Below are 18,586 nucleotides of genomic sequence, written 5' to 3'. Positions count from 1 at the left end.
TTTCGATGCGGGTTTTTTATGGGTACAACTTTTACAGCCCGATTACACGGTGATGCCCTGCCCGCTCATGGCCAGGTCCAGCAGCTCGCGGTTGGCAACCGCGTACATCGCGTAATCCGTACCGCTTGCCGCACGGAGTTCGACCAGCATGGCACGCCAGCGCTCGACCATCAGAGCATGCTGTTCCAGCCACAGGGCCAGACGCGCGTCGATTTCCGAAGGACCGTCGGCCATCTGCAGAACAGACACGGTGATTGCCCGCTGTTGCCAGTCGACATCGTCACGGAACGCTTCACGCGCCAGCGCCTGCCAGTTGTTTTCCACCGGCAGGCTGCTGATCTGTTGCAAGTACCAGGTTATGTCCAGCGCGCTGCCAACGGCAAAGTACGCCTTGGCGACATCGGCAGCGTTCTGCCCGGTCACGTCGGAGGCTTCGATGATCGGCAACAGCGTGTACAGATGTGTCGTACCGGCGACCATGCGCGCCAGCAGTTCCGGCACACCGGCTTCGACATACGCCTGATAACGGGTCTGCCACATCTCGCGGGTAGGCCCTTCCAGCAGCTCGTCAAGCTTGAGGCCCAGTGCAGCGAGGTGCGGACCGAAGTGCGCCACGTCACGGCCAGCGTCCAGTTCATTGCGACGACTGCGCAGGAACCAGCGCGTGGCTCGACGCCCCAGACGCATCAGCTCATCCATCAGCGCCAGCTGGATTTCCGCCGAAACCTTGTAGTCCAGCGCCTCGATCTGACGGAACCAGTGCGGCAGGTGGAAGATGTCACGCACGATCACGTAGGCACCGGCCACCGCAGCAGCGCTCATGCCGGTCGACTCTTTGAGCCGCTGCACGAAGGTGATGCCCATGTGGTTGACCAGATCGTTGGCGATCTGCGTGCTGACGATTTCGCGCTTCAGACGATGGCCGCGCATGGCTGTGGAAAACCTGGCGCCAAGCGAAGGCGGGAACGCGGTTTCCATATCACGCGCCAGATAGTCGTCATCCGGCACACGGGATTCCAGCAACGCTTCCTTGAGGTCGATCTTGCTGTACGAGATCAACACCGACAGCTCGGCACGACTCAAGCCCTGCTTGGCTGCAATCCGCTCGGCAATCTGCTCTTCGGCAGGCAGGAATTCGATGGCACGATCAAGCTTGCCACGCGCCTCCAGGTCACTCATCAGACGCTTGTATTCGGCAATCCGCTCGTAAGCGCGACGGGCTGCCAGCGACAACGCCTGGGTCTGCTTGTAGTTGTTGCCCAACACCAGGTGGCCTACTTCATCGGTCATGCTTTCGAGCAACTGATTGCGCTGCTTCTCGGTCATGTCACCGGCCTGCACCACTTCGTTGAGCAGGATCTTGATGTTCACTTCGTGGTCGGAGCAGTCCACACCGCCCGCATTGTCGATGAAGTCGGTGTTGGTCGCGCCGCCATTGAGGCCGAACTCGACACGGCCCAGCTGGGTCATGCCCAGGTTGCCGCCCTCGCCCACCACCTTGCAGCGCAGCTCGTTGCCGTCGACGCGCAGCGCATCGTTGGCCTTGTCGCCCACATCGGCATGCGATTCTTCGCTGGACTTCACGTACGTGCCGATACCGCCGTTCCACAACAGATCGACCGGCGCCTTGAGCAGCGCATGCAGCAGTTCGGTCGGGGTCAGCTTGTCGGCCTTGATATCGAAGCGCGCCTTCATCTGTTCGGTGATGGCGATACTCTTCAGGCTGCGCGGGAAGATCCCGCCGCCAGCGGACATGATGCTGGTGTCGTAGTCGGTCCAGGACGAGCGCGGCAGATTGAACAGGCGCTGACGCTCTGCAAAGCTGCTGGCCGGGTCCGGATTCGGATCGATGAAGATGTGCAGGTGGTTGAACGCTGCGACCAGTTGCAGCTTGTCAGACATCAGCAGGCCGTTGCCGAACACGTCACCGGCCATGTCGCCGATACCGATCACGCTGATGCTGTCCTGCTGCACATTGATGTCACGTTCACGGAAGTGACGCTGTACGCCCACCCAGGCACCCTTGGCGGTGATGCCCATCTTCTTGTGGTCATAACCGGCAGAACCACCGGAAGCGAAGGCGTCACCCAGCCAGAAGCCGTAATCGATGGCAATGCCGTTGGCGATGTCGGAGAACGTCGCCGTGCCCTTGTCGGCGGCCACCACCAGATACGGGTCATCGTCGTCATGCCGCACGACGTTGACCGGCGGCACCAGCGCGCCTTCCTTGAGGTTGTCGGTGATGTCCAGCAGCCCGGAGATGAAGATGCGGTAGCAGGCGATTGCCTCGGCCTGCACTTCGTCGCGGTTGCCGGTGGTCGGCAGGCGACGCGGCACGAAGCCGCCCTTGGCACCTACCGGCACAATGACCGAGTTCTTCACCTGCTGGGCTTTTACCAGGCCCAGCACTTCGGTACGGAAGTCTTCCTCGCGGTCCGACCAGCGCAGGCCGCCACGCGCCACGTTGCCGAAGCGCAGATGCACGCCTTCGACACGCGGCGAATAAACGAAGATTTCAAACTTGGGCACCGGCTTGGGCAACTCGGGGATCAGGCGCGGGTTGAACTTGAAGCTGAAGTAGCCCTTGCTCTGCCCGTTGGCATCGGCCTGATAGAAGTTGGTCCGCAGGGTTGCCTTGATCAGGTCCAGATAACGACGCAGGATGCGGTCTTCGTTGAGCACCTGCACGTCGTCCAGCGCAGTCAGAATCGCCTGTTCCAGACGCAGCTGCTTGTCGTCAAGATCGTCGGAACCCAGCTTGCGCGCCAGATAGAACCGGGTCTTGAACAGACGCGTCAGCTCGCGGGCGATGTCGGTGTGGTTGTTCAGCGTGGTGGCGATGTAACCCAGGTCAAAGCCCAGACGAATCTGCTTCAGATAGCGCGCATAGGCACGCAGCAGTGCCACGTCGCGCCACGGCAGGCCGGCGGTGAGTACCAGACGGTTGAACGCATCGTTTTCGGCATCGCCGCGCACGATGTGCACGAACGCATCCTGCAGGGTGTCGTTGAGCTGCTGGATATCGAGGTTCAGACCTTCGCCGTAAGTAAAGGCGAAATCATGAATCCAGAACTCGCGACCGTTGGCATGATGCAGGCGGTACGGGAACTCGCCCAGCACCCGCAGGCCGAGGTTTTCCAGAATCGGCAACACGTCGGACAGGGCCAGCGGTGTATCGGCGTGATACAGCTTGCAATGCAATTGCTGGCGGCCACCGGCCAGTGGCTGGTAGAAGCTCATCACCAGCGGATTGGCTTCGCTGAGGCTCAGTACGTGCTGCATGTCGACGACTGCCGAATGCGCCGCAAAACGCTCGCGGTAGCCAGCCGGGAAGCCTTTCGGGAAGTCGGCCAGCACATTGGTGCCGTGCGCTTCACCGAAGCTTTCAACCACCAGACTGGCGTAGTCGTCCTTCCACGAACGGCACGCCTGAATGACTTCGTTTTCCAGCTGGGCGACGTCGATCTCCAGATTGATCTTCGGGTCTACGCGCAGAATCAACTGCACCCGCGCCAGCACCGATTCAGAGAAGAACGTCCAGAACTCGCAATCGCTGGCCTTGAGGCGATCCATCAAGACCTGCTGGATCTTCTGGCGCACTTCGGTGGAGTACACGTCGCGCGGCACATAGGCCAGGCAGTAGCAGAAACGCCCGTACGGGTCCTTGCGCAGGAACACGCGAATCTTGTTGCGCTCCTGAATCTGCACGATCGACATGACCGTGGTGAACAATTCGTCCACCGGCGTCTGGAACAGGTCGTCACGTGGCAGCACTTCGACGACCTGCGCCAGTTCCTTGCCCAGGTGCGCCTTGGCGTCGAAACCGGAGCGACGCTCGACCTCGGCGACCTTGCGACGGATGTACGGAATCTGTCGCACGCTCTCGCCATACACCGACGAGGTGTACAGGCCCATGAAACGACATTCCTTGATGACCTTGCCCGACGCGTCGATCTGCCGGATCGAAACGTAATCCGGGTACGCCGGACGGTGCACGCGGCTTGGATGCGCCGCCTTGGCAAACGACAGCAGCACCGGTTCCTGCAGGTATTTCACCGCGTAGTCTTCGATGTGCAGCTCTTCGCGGGTCAGACCAGGGCGCAGCAGTCGGGTCAGCCCCAGGAAGGACGACTCGTCGTAGACCAACTGGCCGCCTTCGGCGTCGTTACGCACTTCGAACTCTTCGTAGCCCAGGAAGGTGAAGTGGTTGTCCACCAGCCATTGCAGGAAGACCTTGATCTCGGCTTTTTCCTCGACGTCGGTGTTGGACTCGTTGGCATCGATACTGGCCAGCAGCTCGTGCAGACGCGCTTTCATCGGCCCGAAATCTTCGACGGCAGCGCGTACTTCGCCCAGCACCTGCTCCAGCTCGCGCGCCAGCACGTTCAACTCGCTGACGTTGGCGCAGCGGTCGATCTCCAGGTACATCAGCGATTCCTGCAGCACGTCGTCGCCGGCGGTGCCTTTGGGCAGCAGCTCGAGCAATTCGCCAGCAGCGCCGCGACGCACGCTCAGCACGGTGGTCTGCAGGGTGTGGATGCTGTAGCCGCGGCGGTTCAGCTCGGTGCGGACGGAGTCGACCAGAAACGGCAGGTCATGATGCAGCACTTCAACGGCAGTGTGAGTCGATTGCCAGCCGTGGCGCTCGTAATCGGGGTTGTAGACCCGGACCTGCGGGTGAGCATGTTCGAAACGCTCCAGCAGGCGCCATGCGGACAAGGTGCAGCCTGCCAGGTCGGAAAGCCGCCGCTGGGTGAGTTCGTCGAGGGAAATAATGCCGAAGAATTGCTCGGCGAACAGCGCCACTTGTGGCAGTGCCTGTTCGCTGATGTGCTGAGCCAGTGCCGCTTGCAGTTGATGCTGGAAGTCGGCCTTGCTGGCTGCGGTGAAGAACGCCATCTGTGGTACTCCGCTTTGGCTTTTATTGGGGAGGCTTGAAGAAGGTGTTGAAACCGGGGTGCCCTTGCATCCAATCGCGTGGGCATCACCAGATCGAGTGTAAAGCTAAAGTAGTAACGCGCGCCGTGTCAGGGTAGTCACATTTGTACATTGGAGTGAAAAAACGCTACGCGCACCCGACACCGTACACCACTTGTCCGTCACGCAGCTTAACGAGAGCTGAGCGCACACTGCTTACGAGGCTGCGACATATTCGGTCATCAGGTCGCGATACACTGCGCACGATGGTGCCAATATCGCCCGACATTATTTGCCCGGGACTCGCAAAATTCACTCACGCCTTACCTGGACAGACCCGGAGCCACCCATGCAAATCAAGACCGCCAGCCTCATCGCCAACCCGTGCGACGACGAATATGACGATATGGCGCTGCTCTGCTGCCACGCAGAAAACGGCATGCTGTTTTCCCTGACCCGCTTCCCGGACGAGAACGAAGTGGAAATCACCGTCAGCGACGACAAGTCCCTGAGTGTGTCCAGCCTGAAAGTCACCTTCAGTGCCGAGCGCCTGCTGGTGGAAATCGACACGCAGGACGCCAAGCAGCTCGATGGCCACCATCAGTACGAAATTCTCCACGCCACCGATGCAGGCGAGTTGCAGGACGTTCACCAAACGTTACAGGTCATTCTCGAAAACGTCGGTGAGTACACCAGCACAATCAGCTGATGATCAAAAAAGCGCTAGAGTGAGTACTTCGCCGAACAGGAGTGTGTCATGAACCGCATTTTCGACGCCCACTGCCACATCATCGACCCGCATTTCCCACTGATCGCCAATAACGGCTATCTACCGGAGCCGTTCGGTGTCGCTGACTACCTTGCGACGGTCCAGCCGCTGGGCGTTCAGGGCGGCGCGGTGGTGTCCGGTTCCTTTCAGGGCTTTGATCAGGGATATCTTCTTCAGGCCCTGCGCCTGCTGGGACCGGGTTTCGTCGGTGTCACGCAATTGCCCGCCAGCGTCACCGATGCAGAGCTGGACAACCTGAACGCGGCAGGCGTGCGCGCCTTGCGCTTCAACCTCAAGCGCGGCGGCTCGGAGCAGCTCGACCAGCTGGAGGCACTGGCCTTGCGTGTCCATGAACACGCAGGCTGGCACTCCGAGCTGTATATCGACTCGCGAGAACTGGCGCCCATCGAAACACGCCTGCGCAAACTACCTGCCATCAGCATCGATCACCTGGGGTTGAGTGCCGAAGGGCTGCCCGTGCTCCTGCGCCTTGCCGAGCACGGTGTTCGGGTCAAGGCCTGTGGTTTCGGGCGTGTTGACTTTCCGGTGCGCGAGGCGCTCAGGGATATCCACGCCGCCAACCCGAATGCCCTGATGTTCGGCACCGACCTGCCGTCGACCCGCGCACCCCGCCGCTTCAGGCCTGACGATATCGAACTGTTGATCGACGCACTGGGCGAAAGCGGCGCCCGTCAGGCGCTGTGGGAAAACGCGGCGGACTTCTATCGACTCTGACGCCGTGGTTCCGAGAGCCATAGCCAGCCTTCCTACATGGATACCTATGTATCATGTAGGACAATACCTGCATAAATGACAGGCACTTCTCTAAATGCAATAAAAAACGCGGTAGTCGTTAGTCGATACCTGCCTGGATGGATTAAAGTATCGCCCCCAGCTCAGCAGTCACCAGACACCGCTGTTCGCCCTGCCAGGAACCGTCACCGATGGAACATCGTGAAGCGCTGATTGCGCTGCGAACTTTTCTTTCAACGCAGATCCTTGGCCAGGAAAAGCTGATCGAACGCCTGCTCATCGCTCTGCTTGCCGACGGCCACATGCTGGTCGAAGGCGCTCCCGGCCTGGCCAAGACCAAAGCCATCAAGGAGCTGGCAGAAGGCATCGAAGCCCAGTTTCACCGCATTCAATTCACCCCCGACCTGCTGCCTGCCGACATCACCGGTACGGAGATCTATCGCCCGGAAACCGGCAGCTTCGTGTTCCAGCAAGGGCCGATCTTCCACAACCTGGTGCTGGCCGACGAAATCAACCGTGCGCCGGCCAAGGTCCAGTCGGCGTTGCTCGAAGCCATGGCCGAACGGCAGGTCAGTGTCGGGCGCAGCACCTACGACCTGTCGCCGCTGTTTCTGGTCATGGCGACCCAGAACCCCATCGAGCAGGAAGGCACCTACCCGCTGCCCGAAGCCCAGCTCGACCGTTTTCTGATGCACGTCAAGATCGGCTTCCCGGATGCCGCCGTCGAACGCAAGATCCTTCAACAGGCGCGTGGCGAAGCCCTGAACGGCGAAACCAAGCCGGAGCGTCGCGTCAGCCAGCAGGCGATCTTTGCCGCACGCAAGGAAATCCTTGGCCTGTACATGGCCGATGCGGTCGAGGAATACCTGGTACAACTGGTCATGGCCACCCGTACCCCGGCCAAGTTCGACCCGGAACTGGCCGAATGGATTGCCTACGGTGCCAGCCCGCGGGGTTCCATCTCGCTGGACCGCTGTGCCCGTGCACATGCCTGGCTGGCCGGACGCGACTTCGTCAGCCCCGAAGACATTCAGGCGGTGCTGTTCGATGTCTTGCGCCACCGGGTCATCCTGTCGTTCGAGGCCGAAGCGGCCGGTATCGATCAGGATCGCGTGATTCAGCGCATCCTCGACGTCGTGGCCGTCGCCTGACCCCATGCAACCCTACCTGATCCCCCAGCCGGGCATCCGCGTCAGCCTCAGCGAGCTGATCGAGATGCGTCATCGGGTGCGGGAAGTGCAGCTGTTTTCCACCCCGAGCCAACGCAGCCCGCTGATCGGCCTGCACCATTCCAAGTTGCGCGGGCGTGGTGTGGATTTCGATCAGGTGCGGGTCTATCAGGCCGGTGACGATGTGCGCAGCATCGACTGGCGCGTCACGGCACGCACGCAGGAGCCGCACACCAAGCTGTTCCATGAGGAACGCGAGCGGCCCATTTTCATTCTGGTGGAACAGAGCCGACGGCTGTTCTTCGGCTCCGGCCTGATGTTCAAGTCGGTACTCGCGGCTCAGGCGGCCGCGCTGATCGGCTGGGCGGCGCTGGAACACAACGACCGAGTCGGCGGGTTGGTGTTCGGCGATAACGAACACTACGAGATCAAGCCGCGACGCAGCAAACAAAGCCTGCTGCAGTTGCTCAACCGGCTGGTGCGGGTCAATCAGTCGCTGCATACCGAGATTCCGCCAGACCGCGATGCGTTCGGCACTGCGCTGCGTCGCGCACGGGAAGTGCTGCGCCCCGGCAGTCTGGTCATCGTCCTCTGCGACGAGCGCGCCCTGTCCGATGCCGCCGAACAACAACTGAGCCTGCTGTCACGGCACAGCGACCTGCTGTTGCTGCCGCTTTCCGACCCACTGGACCGCGCCCTGCCCGCTGCCGGTTTGCTGCGCTTTGCCGAACGCGGCGCGCAACTCGAAATCGACACCCTCAACCCCGAACTGCGCCGCGCCTACCGACAACAGGGCGAGGAGCGCACGGCGCGCTGGGAGTTGCTGGCGCAGAAGCTGCGGGTATTGCTCATGCCATTGAGTACCCAGGCGGAGCTCGTCGAACAACTGCGCGAATACCTCAACGCGCGACGTCCGGTGAAGCGCAAATGAATCCCCTCGATCAGCTGGAGCCGCTGATTGCGCCCGAAGCCGTCGGCTTCTGGCCGCTTGCGCCGGGCTGGTGGCTGCTGCTGTTGCTGATCCCCGTGGCGGGCTGGGGTCTGTGGCGCTTGCGCAAACTGCTGCCGGCCAAGGCCCGCAACGTGCGCAGCGAACAGCCGCTGGACCCGGTTCGCCTCGCCGCGCTGGCGGAACTGGCCAGCCTGCCGAAACCCTACGACGGCGCGCCGGCCGGTGCCTGGCTGCAGCAGATCAACGGCCTGCTCAAGCGCCTGTGCCGTAACCACTACCCACACAGCCAGAGCCATACCCTTAACGGCCGCAAATGGCTGGCGTTCCTCGACAATCGCTGCCCGGCGGCCGGCCTGACGCGCTGGATGATTCTGGTTGAAGGCGCTTACAAGCCCGAGTGCAAACTGGACGACAAGGCCATCACCGGCCTGACTCAGGCAGTCGATACCTGGATCCGCAAACATGTTTGAGTTCGCCTGGCCGTGGGTCTTCGCCCTGCTGCCATTGCCGTGGCTGATGCGCGCCCTGCTGCCCATGGCCGACAGCGGCGAGCCCGCGCTCAAGGTCAGCTTTCTCAGTGAACTCGAAGGCCTGAGCGGTCGCCGCGCCAAAGCCAATCTGCCGGTGTGGAGACAGCGTGCGCCGTTCTTGCTGATCTGGCTGTTGCTGCTGANTGGCTGGGCGAGCCGCTGCCGGTGGCTGCCAGCGGCCGCGATCTGCTGGTGGCGGTCGACGTGTCTGGCTCGATGGACTACCCGGACATGCAATGGAAAAGCGATGAAGTCAGCCGGCTGGTGCTGGTGCAACAACTGCTCGGTGACTTTCTCGAAGGCCGCAAGGGCGACAGGGTCGGCCTGATCCTGTTCGGCACCCAGGCGTTTGTTCAGGCGCCACTGACCTATGACCGCCGCACTGTGCGGGTCTGGCTCGACGAGGCGAGGATAGGCATTGCAGGCAAGAACACCGCACTGGGCGATGCCATCGGGCTGGCCCTGAAACGTCTGCGTATGCGTCCGGCCACCAGTCGTGCGCTGGTGCTGGTCACCGACGGCGCCAACAACGCCGGTCAGATCGATCCGATCACCGCCGCACGCCTGGCTGCCGAAGAAGGGGTGAAAATCTACCCGATCGGCATCGGCTCGGACCCTGACAAGGACGCGCTGCAGAGCGTACTTGGCCTCAACCCCAGTCTTGATCTGGACGAACCGACACTCAAGGAAATCGCCAGCCTAAGCGGTGGCCAGTATTTCCGCGCGCGCGATGGCGACCAACTGGAAAAAATCCGCGCCACCCTCGATGCCCTGGAGCCGGTGGCACAGCAGCCCACCCAGGCGCGTCCGGCGCAAGCGCTTTATCAATGGCCACTGGCGACAGCCCTGCTGCTGAGTGTGCTGCTGGTGCTGCGTGAGTTGTGGCCGAACAACGCCCTGCAACGCCTACTGACGGCGGTGCGTTCCATCAACTGGCGTGAGCGCTGCAAAAGCCTGTGGAGGTCGCGATGATCAGCGGGCTCTGGCCGCACTGGTTTCGCCCGGAATGGCTGCTGATCACGCCACTGCTGGCGCTGCTGATCTGGCGGCTCTGGCACCGGCAGAAACGCGCCGGACGCTGGCAAATGCTGCTGCCCACTCACTTTCACGAGGTGTTGCTCAACGGTGGGCGCGGCAGCAACAGCAAACTGCCATGGGTCGCGCTGGGGCTCGCCTGGTTGCTGGCCCTTTTCGCCTTGCTGGGCCCCAGTTGGCAGCGCGTCGAACAGATCAGCCAGAAGCCGGTCGATCCATTGGTGGTGATTCTCGAACTCACCCCACAGATGCTCGCCACCGACACGCCCCCTACCCGTCTGGAACAGGCAAGACGCAAGCTGCTGGACCTGTTGCAAAAGCGCAGCGATGCGCAGACCGCCGTCGTTGTCTACGCAGGCAGCGCACACACCCTGGTGCCGCTGTCCGATGATCTGGTCACCAGCCACAACCTGCTGGAAGCCATCAGACCGTCGATCATGCCGGTGACCGGCCAGCGCGCCGATCTGGCCGTGCAGAAAGCGCTGCACCTGCTCAAACAGGGCGCATTGGGTCAGGGGCGGATTCTGTTGATCACCTCGTCGCTGAGCGAACAGGAACGTCAGGGCATCCGTGCCGCGTTGCGCGGGCAATCGCCGCCACTGCTCATCCTCGGGGTCGGCACGCCCGAAGGCGCGCCGGTCACACAGGAAAACGGCAGCCTGCTCAAGGACGATCAGGGTGCGATTCTGGTCCCGCGCCTGGACAGCACCAGCCTCAACGAATTCGCCGATCAGGTCGGTGGCAGCTATCGCCAGGCACGCGGCGATGAAGAGGACTTGCGCAGCCTTGGTCTGTTGGCCAGCCCTCGACACATGAGCCGCGACGGCCAGTTCGTGCAACTCGACACCTGGGCTGACCAGGGCCACTGGTTGCTGCTGCCCCTGCTGCTTATCGCGGCACTGGCCGGTCGGCGCGGCTGGCTGTTCTGCCTGCCGCTGATATTCATGTTTCCGCAGAACAGCCAGGCGTTCGAGTTTCAGGACCTGTGGCTGCGTCCCGATCAACAGGGCCAGCGGTTGCTGGAACAGCACCGGCCAGCCGAAGCTGCGCAACGCTTCGAAGACTCGCGCTGGAAAGGCGTGGCGTTTTACCAGGCGCAAGACTACGCCAGCGCCGCCCGGCAGTTTGCCGAAGGCAACAGCGCCGCCGACCACTACAATCGTGGCAATGCGCTGGCCCGTAACGGCGAGCTGGCAGCGGCACTGGATGCCTACGAGCAGGCCCTGGACCGGCAGCCCGACTTCCCTGCGGCACAAACCAATCGGGCACTGGTGCAAAGTCTGCTGGATCAGACCGAAGAGCAGAAGCCTGCCCAGGACGAACAGAACAAGGCCGATCAAGGCGAAGAAGGTCAGCAGGCGTCGCAAGATCCCAATAGCAGCGCTTCACCCGCCGAGCAGAACCCGTCCCGATCGGATCAACCCGGCACCAGCGAAAGCCTGCCGCCGGACAGCAGCGGCCAGGCCACCTCGGGCGAGTCGGCAGACGACGAACAGACCACCCGCCCGCCGCTTCAGTCCGCCGACAGCCCCATGACCGGCGAGCGGCGTCAGGAGCTGGAGCAGTGGCTGAGGCAGATTCCGGATGATCCGGGCGAACTGTTGCGGCGCAAATTTCGCTACGAACAGCAACATCAGGAAAAGACCCGATGAGTCGCGTTTACACCTTATTGATCGGCCTGCTGCTGAGCCTGATCACCTTGTCGCTGCAGGCTGCGCAACTGACCGCCAGCGTTGACCGCACGCGCCTAAACGCCGGAGAAACCGTCGAGTTGACGCTGGAAACCGACGATGTGACGCAGTTCGGCAAGCCGGACATGAGCGCCTTGGAAAGCAGTTTCGAGGTGCGCGACACGCGCCAGCTCAACAGCCTGAAAACCCTGGATGGCAGCAGCCAGGCAACGACGCGCTGGATCGTCACCCTGCTGCCTCGCGAGACGGGAAGCGTGTTGATTCCGTCGCTGCAACTGGGCGAGCTGAAAAGCCAGCCGCTGACCTTGCAGGTCCTGCAGAGCGAGCCCCAGGAGCAAGGCAACCATCTGGCATCGATCTTTATTGAAGCGAGCCTGGATCAGGACAGCGTGTATGTTCAGGCCCAGGCCGTGCTGACCCTGCGCGTCTACCACTCGGTGTCGCTGTTCGACGACAGCAGCCTGAGCCCCTTGCAAGTGCCGGACGCACGGGTCGAAAAACTCGGTGACTCGCGCACTTACGAAAAGCTGATCAACGGTGTGCGCCACGGGGTCATCGAGACACGCTACGCGATCTACCCGCAGCAGAGCGGCGTGCTGAAGATACCGGCGCAAGTGTTCAGCGCCACGCTGGTGCAGACGCCTGCCGAGGGTTCGCAAGCCCAGGACAGCAATCCGTTCGGTCCGCAGCCGGGCCGATCGGTGCGGGTCAAGTCCGCCGAAGTGCCGTTGACCGTCAAGCCCAAGCCTGCCGACTACCCGGCCGATGTCGCCTGGTTGCCGGCACGCAGTATCAACCTGGAAGAAAGCTGGAGCCCGGAGCCCGGCACTACGCAGGTCGGCGATTCGCTGACCCGCACCCTGACGCTCAAGGCCGAAGGGCTGGCCGGCGCGCAGCTGCCACCTCTGCCGCCCACAGAAGTACCTGGCCTGCGGCGTTACCCGGATCAGCCACAACTGCGCAACCTGCCCAGCGAACGCGGCCTGATCGGCACGCGCGAAGAAAGCGAGGCCCTGGTGCCAGCCCGCGCCGGGGCAATCGACCTGCCTGCGGTTGAAGTGACCTGGTGGAATACCCGCGAAGATCATCTGGAGCACACCAGCCTGCCCGCGCGCACCCTGCAGATCAGCAGCAACCCCGGTCTGGCGGTGGACACCCCGGTGAACAACGACATGAGCGGCGTGACCGTGATCGGTCCGCCAGTCTGGCCGTGGCAGATGAGCACATTGCTGCTGCTTTGCACCACACTGCTCGGTTTCGGCCTGTGGTGGCGCGCCCGTGGACAGCCGGCAATCGCCCGGGCCGTGCAGACCGGGCCCAGCCCGCGTACCGTACTCGATGACCTCAAACGCGCCTGCCTGGCCAATGATCCGCAGGGCACCCGTCAGGCGCTCGACGCCTGGGCACGCCAGCAACCGGAAACCCTGGCCGAAATGGCCGCGCGTTTCGTGCCGCTGTCCGATGCCCTGGACGGTCTCAACGGTGCGCTGTACAGCGAAACCGGCAAATTGTGGCTGGGCGGGGACCTCTGGCGCGCGGTGCGCAAGCTGCCCGCCGCCGAACATATTCAGGACCCGGCAGGTGATGCCGGGTTGCCGCCGCTGTATCCCAAATAAGGATGCAGCTCAGGCAACACCCCTATACGACAAGGTAAACCAATGCGTCTGTTTCACACCTCTGACTGGCACTTGGGTCAGAACCTGCACGGCCAGGAGCGGGATTTCGAACACGCCTGCTTCCTGAACTGGCTACTGGCCCGTCTGGCCGACCGTAAACCGGATGTACTGTTGATCGCGGGCGACATCTTCGACACCGTCAACCCGCCGGTCAAAGCGCAGGAACGCCTGTACGACTTCATCGTCAACGCCCACGAGCAGCAGCCGCTGCTGACCATCGTGATGATCGCCGGTAACCACGACTCCGGCTCGCGTATCGAACTTCCCGCCCCGCTGATGCGCCGCTTGCGTACCCACGCGCTGGGCAGGGTAATGTGGCTGGACGATGGCGTGCTGGATGCCGAACGCCTGCTGTTGCCGTTGCCGGACGCCAATGGCGACATCAAGGCCTGGTGCCTGGCGCTGCCGTTCCTGCGTCCCGCCGAAGTCACCGGTCCGACCCTGGGCGATGACTACCTGCGTGGCATCGGCCGGGTGCATGAGCTGCTGATCGCGGCGGCTGACCTCAAGCGCCAGCCCGGTCAGGCATTGATAGCCATCAGCCACGCCCACATGGCAGGCGGCTCGGTCTCGGAAGACTCCGAACGCAGCCTGATCATCGGCAACGCCGAAGCCCTGCCGGCCATCCTGTTCGGGCCGAGCATCACCTATGTTGCGTTGGGCCATCTGCACAAACCGCAGCGGGTCAACGGCGAGGAGCGCATTCGCTACAGCGGCTCGCCGATCCCGCTGTCCTTTTCGGAAATCAGCTATCAGCACCAGATTCTGGAGATCAATTGCGACGGCGAGACGCTGACCAGTGTCGAGCCGTTGTTCATCCCTCGCGCCGTCAACCTGCAACGCCTCGGGCCTGCGCCACTGGCCGATCTGCTGGTACAGCTCAAGGCGCTGCCGGACATCGACCTGCTCGCCGATCCGGACCGCCAGCCGTGGCTGGAAGTACGCGTGCGCCTGGATGAACCCCAGCCGGACCTGCGCAACCAGATCGAAAACGCCCTACAGGGCAAGGCCGTGCGGCTGGTACGCATCGGTGCCGAATATGCCGGCAAAGGCAGCGCGGACGGCAACGAGGGTGACGCCACGCTGATCGAACTGGACCAGCTCACGCCTCAGGAACTGTTCAGCCGTGCCTGGCAGGACAACTTCGGCAGCGAGGTCGACGAACAGACGCTGACCGATTTCGCCACGCTGCTGCGCGAAGTTCAGCAGGAGAGCGAGCTGCCATGAAAATCCTCGCCATTCGCCTGAAAAACCTGGCCTCGCTGGCCGGCCCCTTTGAAATCGACTTCACTGCCGAGCCGCTGGCCAGCGCCGGACTGTTTGCCATCACCGGTCCTACCGGCGCGGGCAAAAGCACCCTGCTCGATGCCTTGTGTTTGGCGCTGTTCGGGGCGATTCCGCGGCTGAGCAATATCGGCCAGTCCAAGGTCCCGGACATCGATGGCGACATCACCACCAGCGACCCACGTACCCTGCTGCGCCGCGGCACGGGCAGCGGTTACGCCGAGGTGGACTTCATCGGCATCGATCAGCGGCGTTATCGCGCGCGCTGGGAAACCAATCGCGCGCGCGACAATGCGACCAAAAAACTGCAGGCCAGCCGCCAGACCCTCACCGATCTGGACAGCGAGCAAATCCTCAGCAACCAGAGCAAACGCGAATTCGAGCAATTGATCGAAAATCGCCTGGGCCTGAACTTCGAGCAGTTCACCCGCGCCGTGATGCTTGCCCAGAGCGAGTTCAGCGCGTTCCTCAAGGCGGATGACAAGGAACGCAGCGAGCTGCTGGAAAAGCTCACCAACACCGCGATCTACAGCCAGCTCGGTCGGCGCGCGTACAGCAAAAGCAAGGAAGCCGAAGACGCCCTGAAAACCCTGACTGCGCAGGCCAGCAACATCATCCCGCTGGCCCCGGAACTGCTGGCTGGACTGGAACAACGCCTGAGCGACGCGCAGCAGCAGCTCAAGGCCCATCAGACACAGCAACGGCAACTGGAAATCAAACAGCAGTGGCTCACCGAACTGCACCGTCTGCGTGATGAACAGCTCGCTGCCCAGGAAGCCCTGCACAGTGCGCAACAGGCCTGGGACGACCACAGCGGAGCACGCCAGACCCGCGGCCAGCTGGAACGCCTGGGCCCGCAGCGTCATCGCTTCGCGCGTCGGGTCACGCTGAATGCTCAGCTTGATCCGCTGGCTGAACAGATTCGCCAGCATCAGCAACAGCAGACCTCGCTGCACGACCAGCAGCAACAGCTGGAAAGCCACCGTACTCAGGCGCAGGCCAGTTTGCTGGAAGCCCAGCAAGCCCACAGCAGCGCCAAGCCGCTGTTGCTGCAGGCTTTCGAAGCACAGAACACCCTGAATCACCTGACCCAGGAAATGGCCAAGGCGTCCGACCTGCACCAGCAGAGCGAGCAGCTCTGCATCCAGGGCCAGACCAGCCTGCAAACCCTGCTCGATCAGCAACAGCAGGTGGCTCAACGTCTGGAGCGCATTGCCGGGCAACTGCAGCACAGCAGCGAACTGGCGCCACTGGCTCAGGCCTGGAACGCGTGGCGTGACCGCCTGAAATCCCTCACGCTGATCGCCAATCGCCTCAAGCACGGGCACAGCGAGCTGCCTGCCCTGCAGCAACGTGCCAACACTGCCGATCAGCAGCTGACCGAGCAACGCAGCGCGCTGGAGTTGCTGTACCGCGAAGCCGATTGCGAAGTGGAGGCAGTGACCGAACAGGTGCAGATCCTCGGCAGCCTGTTGCAGGACAACCGCAAACAGCAGCGTGCCTTCGAGGAGCTGGCCCGTCTGTGGGCCAGTCAGCAGGACGTCGACCGGCAACTTGCCGAGCTGACCCAGCAACAGCAGAGCGCCCAGCAGCAACGCGAACAGCTCAACAGCGAAGGCCTTCGCGTTCGTGATGAACTGACCGTCGCCGAGCAGACCCTGACCGTTACCCGGCAACTGCTGGAGCGCCAGCGCCTCGCCCGCAGCGCCAGTGTCGAGGAGTTGCGCGTGCAGTTGCAGGACGACCAGCCCTGCCCGGTCTGCGGCAGCATCGAACACCCTTGGCATCAGCCGGAGGCGCTGCTCGAAAGCCTCACGCAACACGACGACAACGAGCAGGCCAGCGCGCAGAAAGCCGTGGACCTGCTGACCGAGCAACGCAATCAATTGCGTGAGCAGGTCGGTGGCGTGATCGCCCGGCAGAAAGAGCTGCTGCGTCAGCACGAACAGCTCAACGCGCGCCATCAGGCCCTGGCACCGGACCTGGAGTCACATCCCCTCGCCGCCCAGTTACTCGACCGCGACGCCGAGAAGCGCGACAGCTGGTTGAGCCAGCAATTGAGTCAACTGAGCGAAGTCATCAGCCGTGACGAGCAACGTCAGCAAGCCTTGCTGACCCTGCAAAAAGACGCTGCACGCCTGCAGCAGCAGCTGCAGGCGGCGAGCGAAGCCAGCCAGAGCGCTGCGGGCCATGTTGCCGAGCAGCTCAAGCAACTGGAGGTCGACGGGCAGCGGCTGGAAGAAGAACTGACGGCATTCACGCCGCTGGTATCGCCCCAGGTGCTTGAAGGTCTGCGCAGCGATGCATCGGCGACCGTGCTGCAGCTAGAACAGCAGGTGACACAGCGTCTCGATCAGCTGGAGCAGCAACACGAAGAGCAGCAGGAGCAAACCGAGCGTCAGCAGAAGATCGAGAAGCAGCAGGTCGAGCAGCAGACTCGCGTGCACCGCCAGACCGAACTGGCGCAGGAAGTCACCCGGCTCGGCGAGCAACGGCATAACAGTCAGCAGACACTTGCCGGTCTGCTGGGCGACCACGCCAGCGCAGAGCAATGGCAACAGGCGCTGGAGCAGACCATCGAGCAGGCCAGACAGGCAGAAAGTCTGGCAGCGCAGGCGCTGCAGGATATCCACAATCAACTGATTCAACTGGCTGCCGAGCTCAAGTCCGAACAGCAACAGCAGCAGGCCCTGCAACAGGAACTGGCTGAACTTGATGTGCAGATCAGCGAATGGCGCGCTCAGCATCCGCAACTGGACGATAGCGCGCTGGACACCCTGCTGACCTACGACGACGCACATATCGAGCAACTGCGTGTGCAATTGAGTAGCACCGACAAGGCGCTGGAGCAGGCAAAAGTATTGCTGCAGGAACGCGATCAGCGCCTGCAACAGCATCAGGCGCAACACAGTGATCTGACCGACAGTGCGCAACTGGAAGCAGCGCTGAAACAGGCCCATGAACAGTCGGCGCTCAGTGAGCAGCACTGCGCCGACCTGCGTGCCGAACTCAGTGAAGATCAGCGCCGCCGCAACGCCAGCAGCGAACTGCAGACGCGCATCGCCGACGCCAACAGCGAATACCTGCGCTGGGCACGTCTGGCGTCGTTGATCGGCTCGGCAGAAGGCGACAGGTTTCGCAAAATCGCCCAGGCCTACAACCTTGATCTGCTGGTCCACCATGCCAATGCGCAGCTCAGGCAACTGGTGCGCCGTTACCGCCTGAAACGCGGCGGCAGCATGCTCGGTCTGCTGGTCATGGACACGGAAATGGGCGACGAACTACGCTCGGTTCATTCGCTGTCCGGCGGGGAAACCTTCCTCGTCTCGCTGGCACTGGCGCTGGGCCTCGCCTCGATGGCATCCAGCACCTTGCGCATCGAGTCACTGTTCATCGATGAAGGTTTCGGCAGCCTCGATCCGGAATCGCTGCAACTGGCGATGGACGCCCTCGACGGCTTGCAGGCTCAGGGCCGCAAGGTCGGCGTGATTTCCCACGTCCAGGAAATGCACGAACGAATCCCGGTGCAGATCAAGGTACGTCGTCAGGGCAATGGATTGAGCACAATCGAGGTGGGCAACTGAGGGACCTGCGACGCGGAACGTGAGGCACGGCAGTTGACTATCGTTCCTCACGCTGCGCATGGGAATGCCGCTCTGGACGCTCTGCGTCCGCCTCTTGAATGTTGTGCCACCAGCGCTTTCGCGAACAGGCTCGCCTGACATTCCGTGCATGGTCTGCCACGCATTGGGCAGTAAGTCGCAGGGACCTGTGTGGGCGAACATGCTCGCGAAAGCTTGACGGCTGATC

Annotated in this window: 10 protein-coding genes and 1 pseudogene; 10 read left to right on the top strand and 1 reads right to left on the bottom strand. The window is 62.5% G+C overall.

Annotation, left to right across the window (positions count from 1 at the left end):
* Positions 1-42 precede the first annotated feature (42 nt).
* The gene (locus AO388_RS00240; RefSeq protein ID WP_004414092.1) at positions 43-4,899 is read right to left on the bottom strand and encodes an NAD-glutamate dehydrogenase; all 4,857 of its coding nucleotides are present in this window, start codon (positions 4,897-4,899) and stop codon (positions 43-45) included.
* Between the two features lie 367 nt (positions 4,900-5,266).
* Here AO388_RS00240 and AO388_RS00235 point away from each other — a divergent pair, with 367 nt between their 5' ends.
* From AO388_RS00235 to AO388_RS00190, 10 genes and pseudogenes are all read left to right on the top strand, one after another.
* Positions 5,267-5,626 carry a hypothetical protein gene (locus AO388_RS00235; protein WP_004414094.1) on the top strand — a complete coding sequence of 120 codons (360 nt, stop codon included), beginning with the start codon at positions 5,267-5,269 and terminating at the stop codon, positions 5,624-5,626.
* 48 nt (positions 5,627-5,674) lie between these two features.
* The gene (locus tag AO388_RS00230; RefSeq protein ID WP_058415888.1) at positions 5,675-6,421 is read left to right on the top strand and encodes an amidohydrolase family protein; all 747 of its coding nucleotides are present in this window, start codon (positions 5,675-5,677) and stop codon (positions 6,419-6,421) included.
* A gap of 209 nt (positions 6,422-6,630) precedes the next feature.
* Positions 6,631-7,590, top strand: a complete 960-nt coding sequence (locus AO388_RS00225) for an AAA family ATPase (protein ID WP_003342804.1) — start codon at positions 6,631-6,633, stop codon at positions 7,588-7,590.
* Between the two features lie 4 nt (positions 7,591-7,594).
* A complete protein-coding gene (locus tag AO388_RS00220) occupies positions 7,595-8,539 on the top strand; it encodes a DUF58 domain-containing protein (RefSeq protein ID WP_003318876.1) in 945 nt (314 codons plus the stop codon).
* Complete coding sequence (locus AO388_RS00215) at positions 8,536-9,030, top strand: DUF4381 domain-containing protein (RefSeq protein ID WP_004414100.1); 495 nt, start codon at positions 8,536-8,538, stop codon at positions 9,028-9,030. The genes AO388_RS00220 and AO388_RS00215 overlap by 4 nt, the downstream gene beginning before the upstream one ends.
* A pseudogene (locus tag AO388_RS00210) lies at positions 9,023-10,062 on the top strand (vWA domain-containing protein). Before AO388_RS00215 ends, AO388_RS00210 begins: the two are co-directional and overlap by 8 nt.
* Complete coding sequence (locus AO388_RS00205; RefSeq protein ID WP_058415887.1) at positions 10,059-11,777, top strand: VWA domain-containing protein; 1,719 nt, start codon at positions 10,059-10,061, stop codon at positions 11,775-11,777. The pseudogene AO388_RS00210 and the gene AO388_RS00205 overlap by 4 nt, the downstream one beginning before the upstream one ends.
* Complete coding sequence (locus AO388_RS00200; RefSeq protein ID WP_058415886.1) at positions 11,774-13,432, top strand: BatD family protein; 1,659 nt, start codon at positions 11,774-11,776, stop codon at positions 13,430-13,432. The genes AO388_RS00205 and AO388_RS00200 overlap by 4 nt, the downstream gene beginning before the upstream one ends.
* A 42-nt stretch (positions 13,433-13,474) precedes the next feature.
* The gene (locus AO388_RS00195) at positions 13,475-14,719 is read left to right on the top strand and encodes an exonuclease SbcCD subunit D C-terminal domain-containing protein (protein ID WP_058415885.1); all 1,245 of its coding nucleotides are present in this window, start codon (positions 13,475-13,477) and stop codon (positions 14,717-14,719) included.
* Positions 14,716-18,360 (top strand): AAA family ATPase, encoded by a 3,645-nt coding sequence (locus AO388_RS00190; protein WP_058415884.1) that lies wholly within the window; start codon positions 14,716-14,718, stop codon positions 18,358-18,360. The genes AO388_RS00195 and AO388_RS00190 overlap by 4 nt, the downstream gene beginning before the upstream one ends.
* The last annotated feature ends 226 nt before the right edge of the window (positions 18,361-18,586 follow it).

Source organism: Pseudomonas sp. ICMP 10191 (genome assembly GCF_001467335.1).
Classification (GTDB): Bacteria; Pseudomonadota; Gammaproteobacteria; order Pseudomonadales; family Pseudomonadaceae; genus Aquipseudomonas; species Aquipseudomonas cerasi.
The sequence above is the reverse complement of the archived record's forward strand: the minus strand, read 5'-3'. Positions and strand labels throughout refer to the sequence as shown.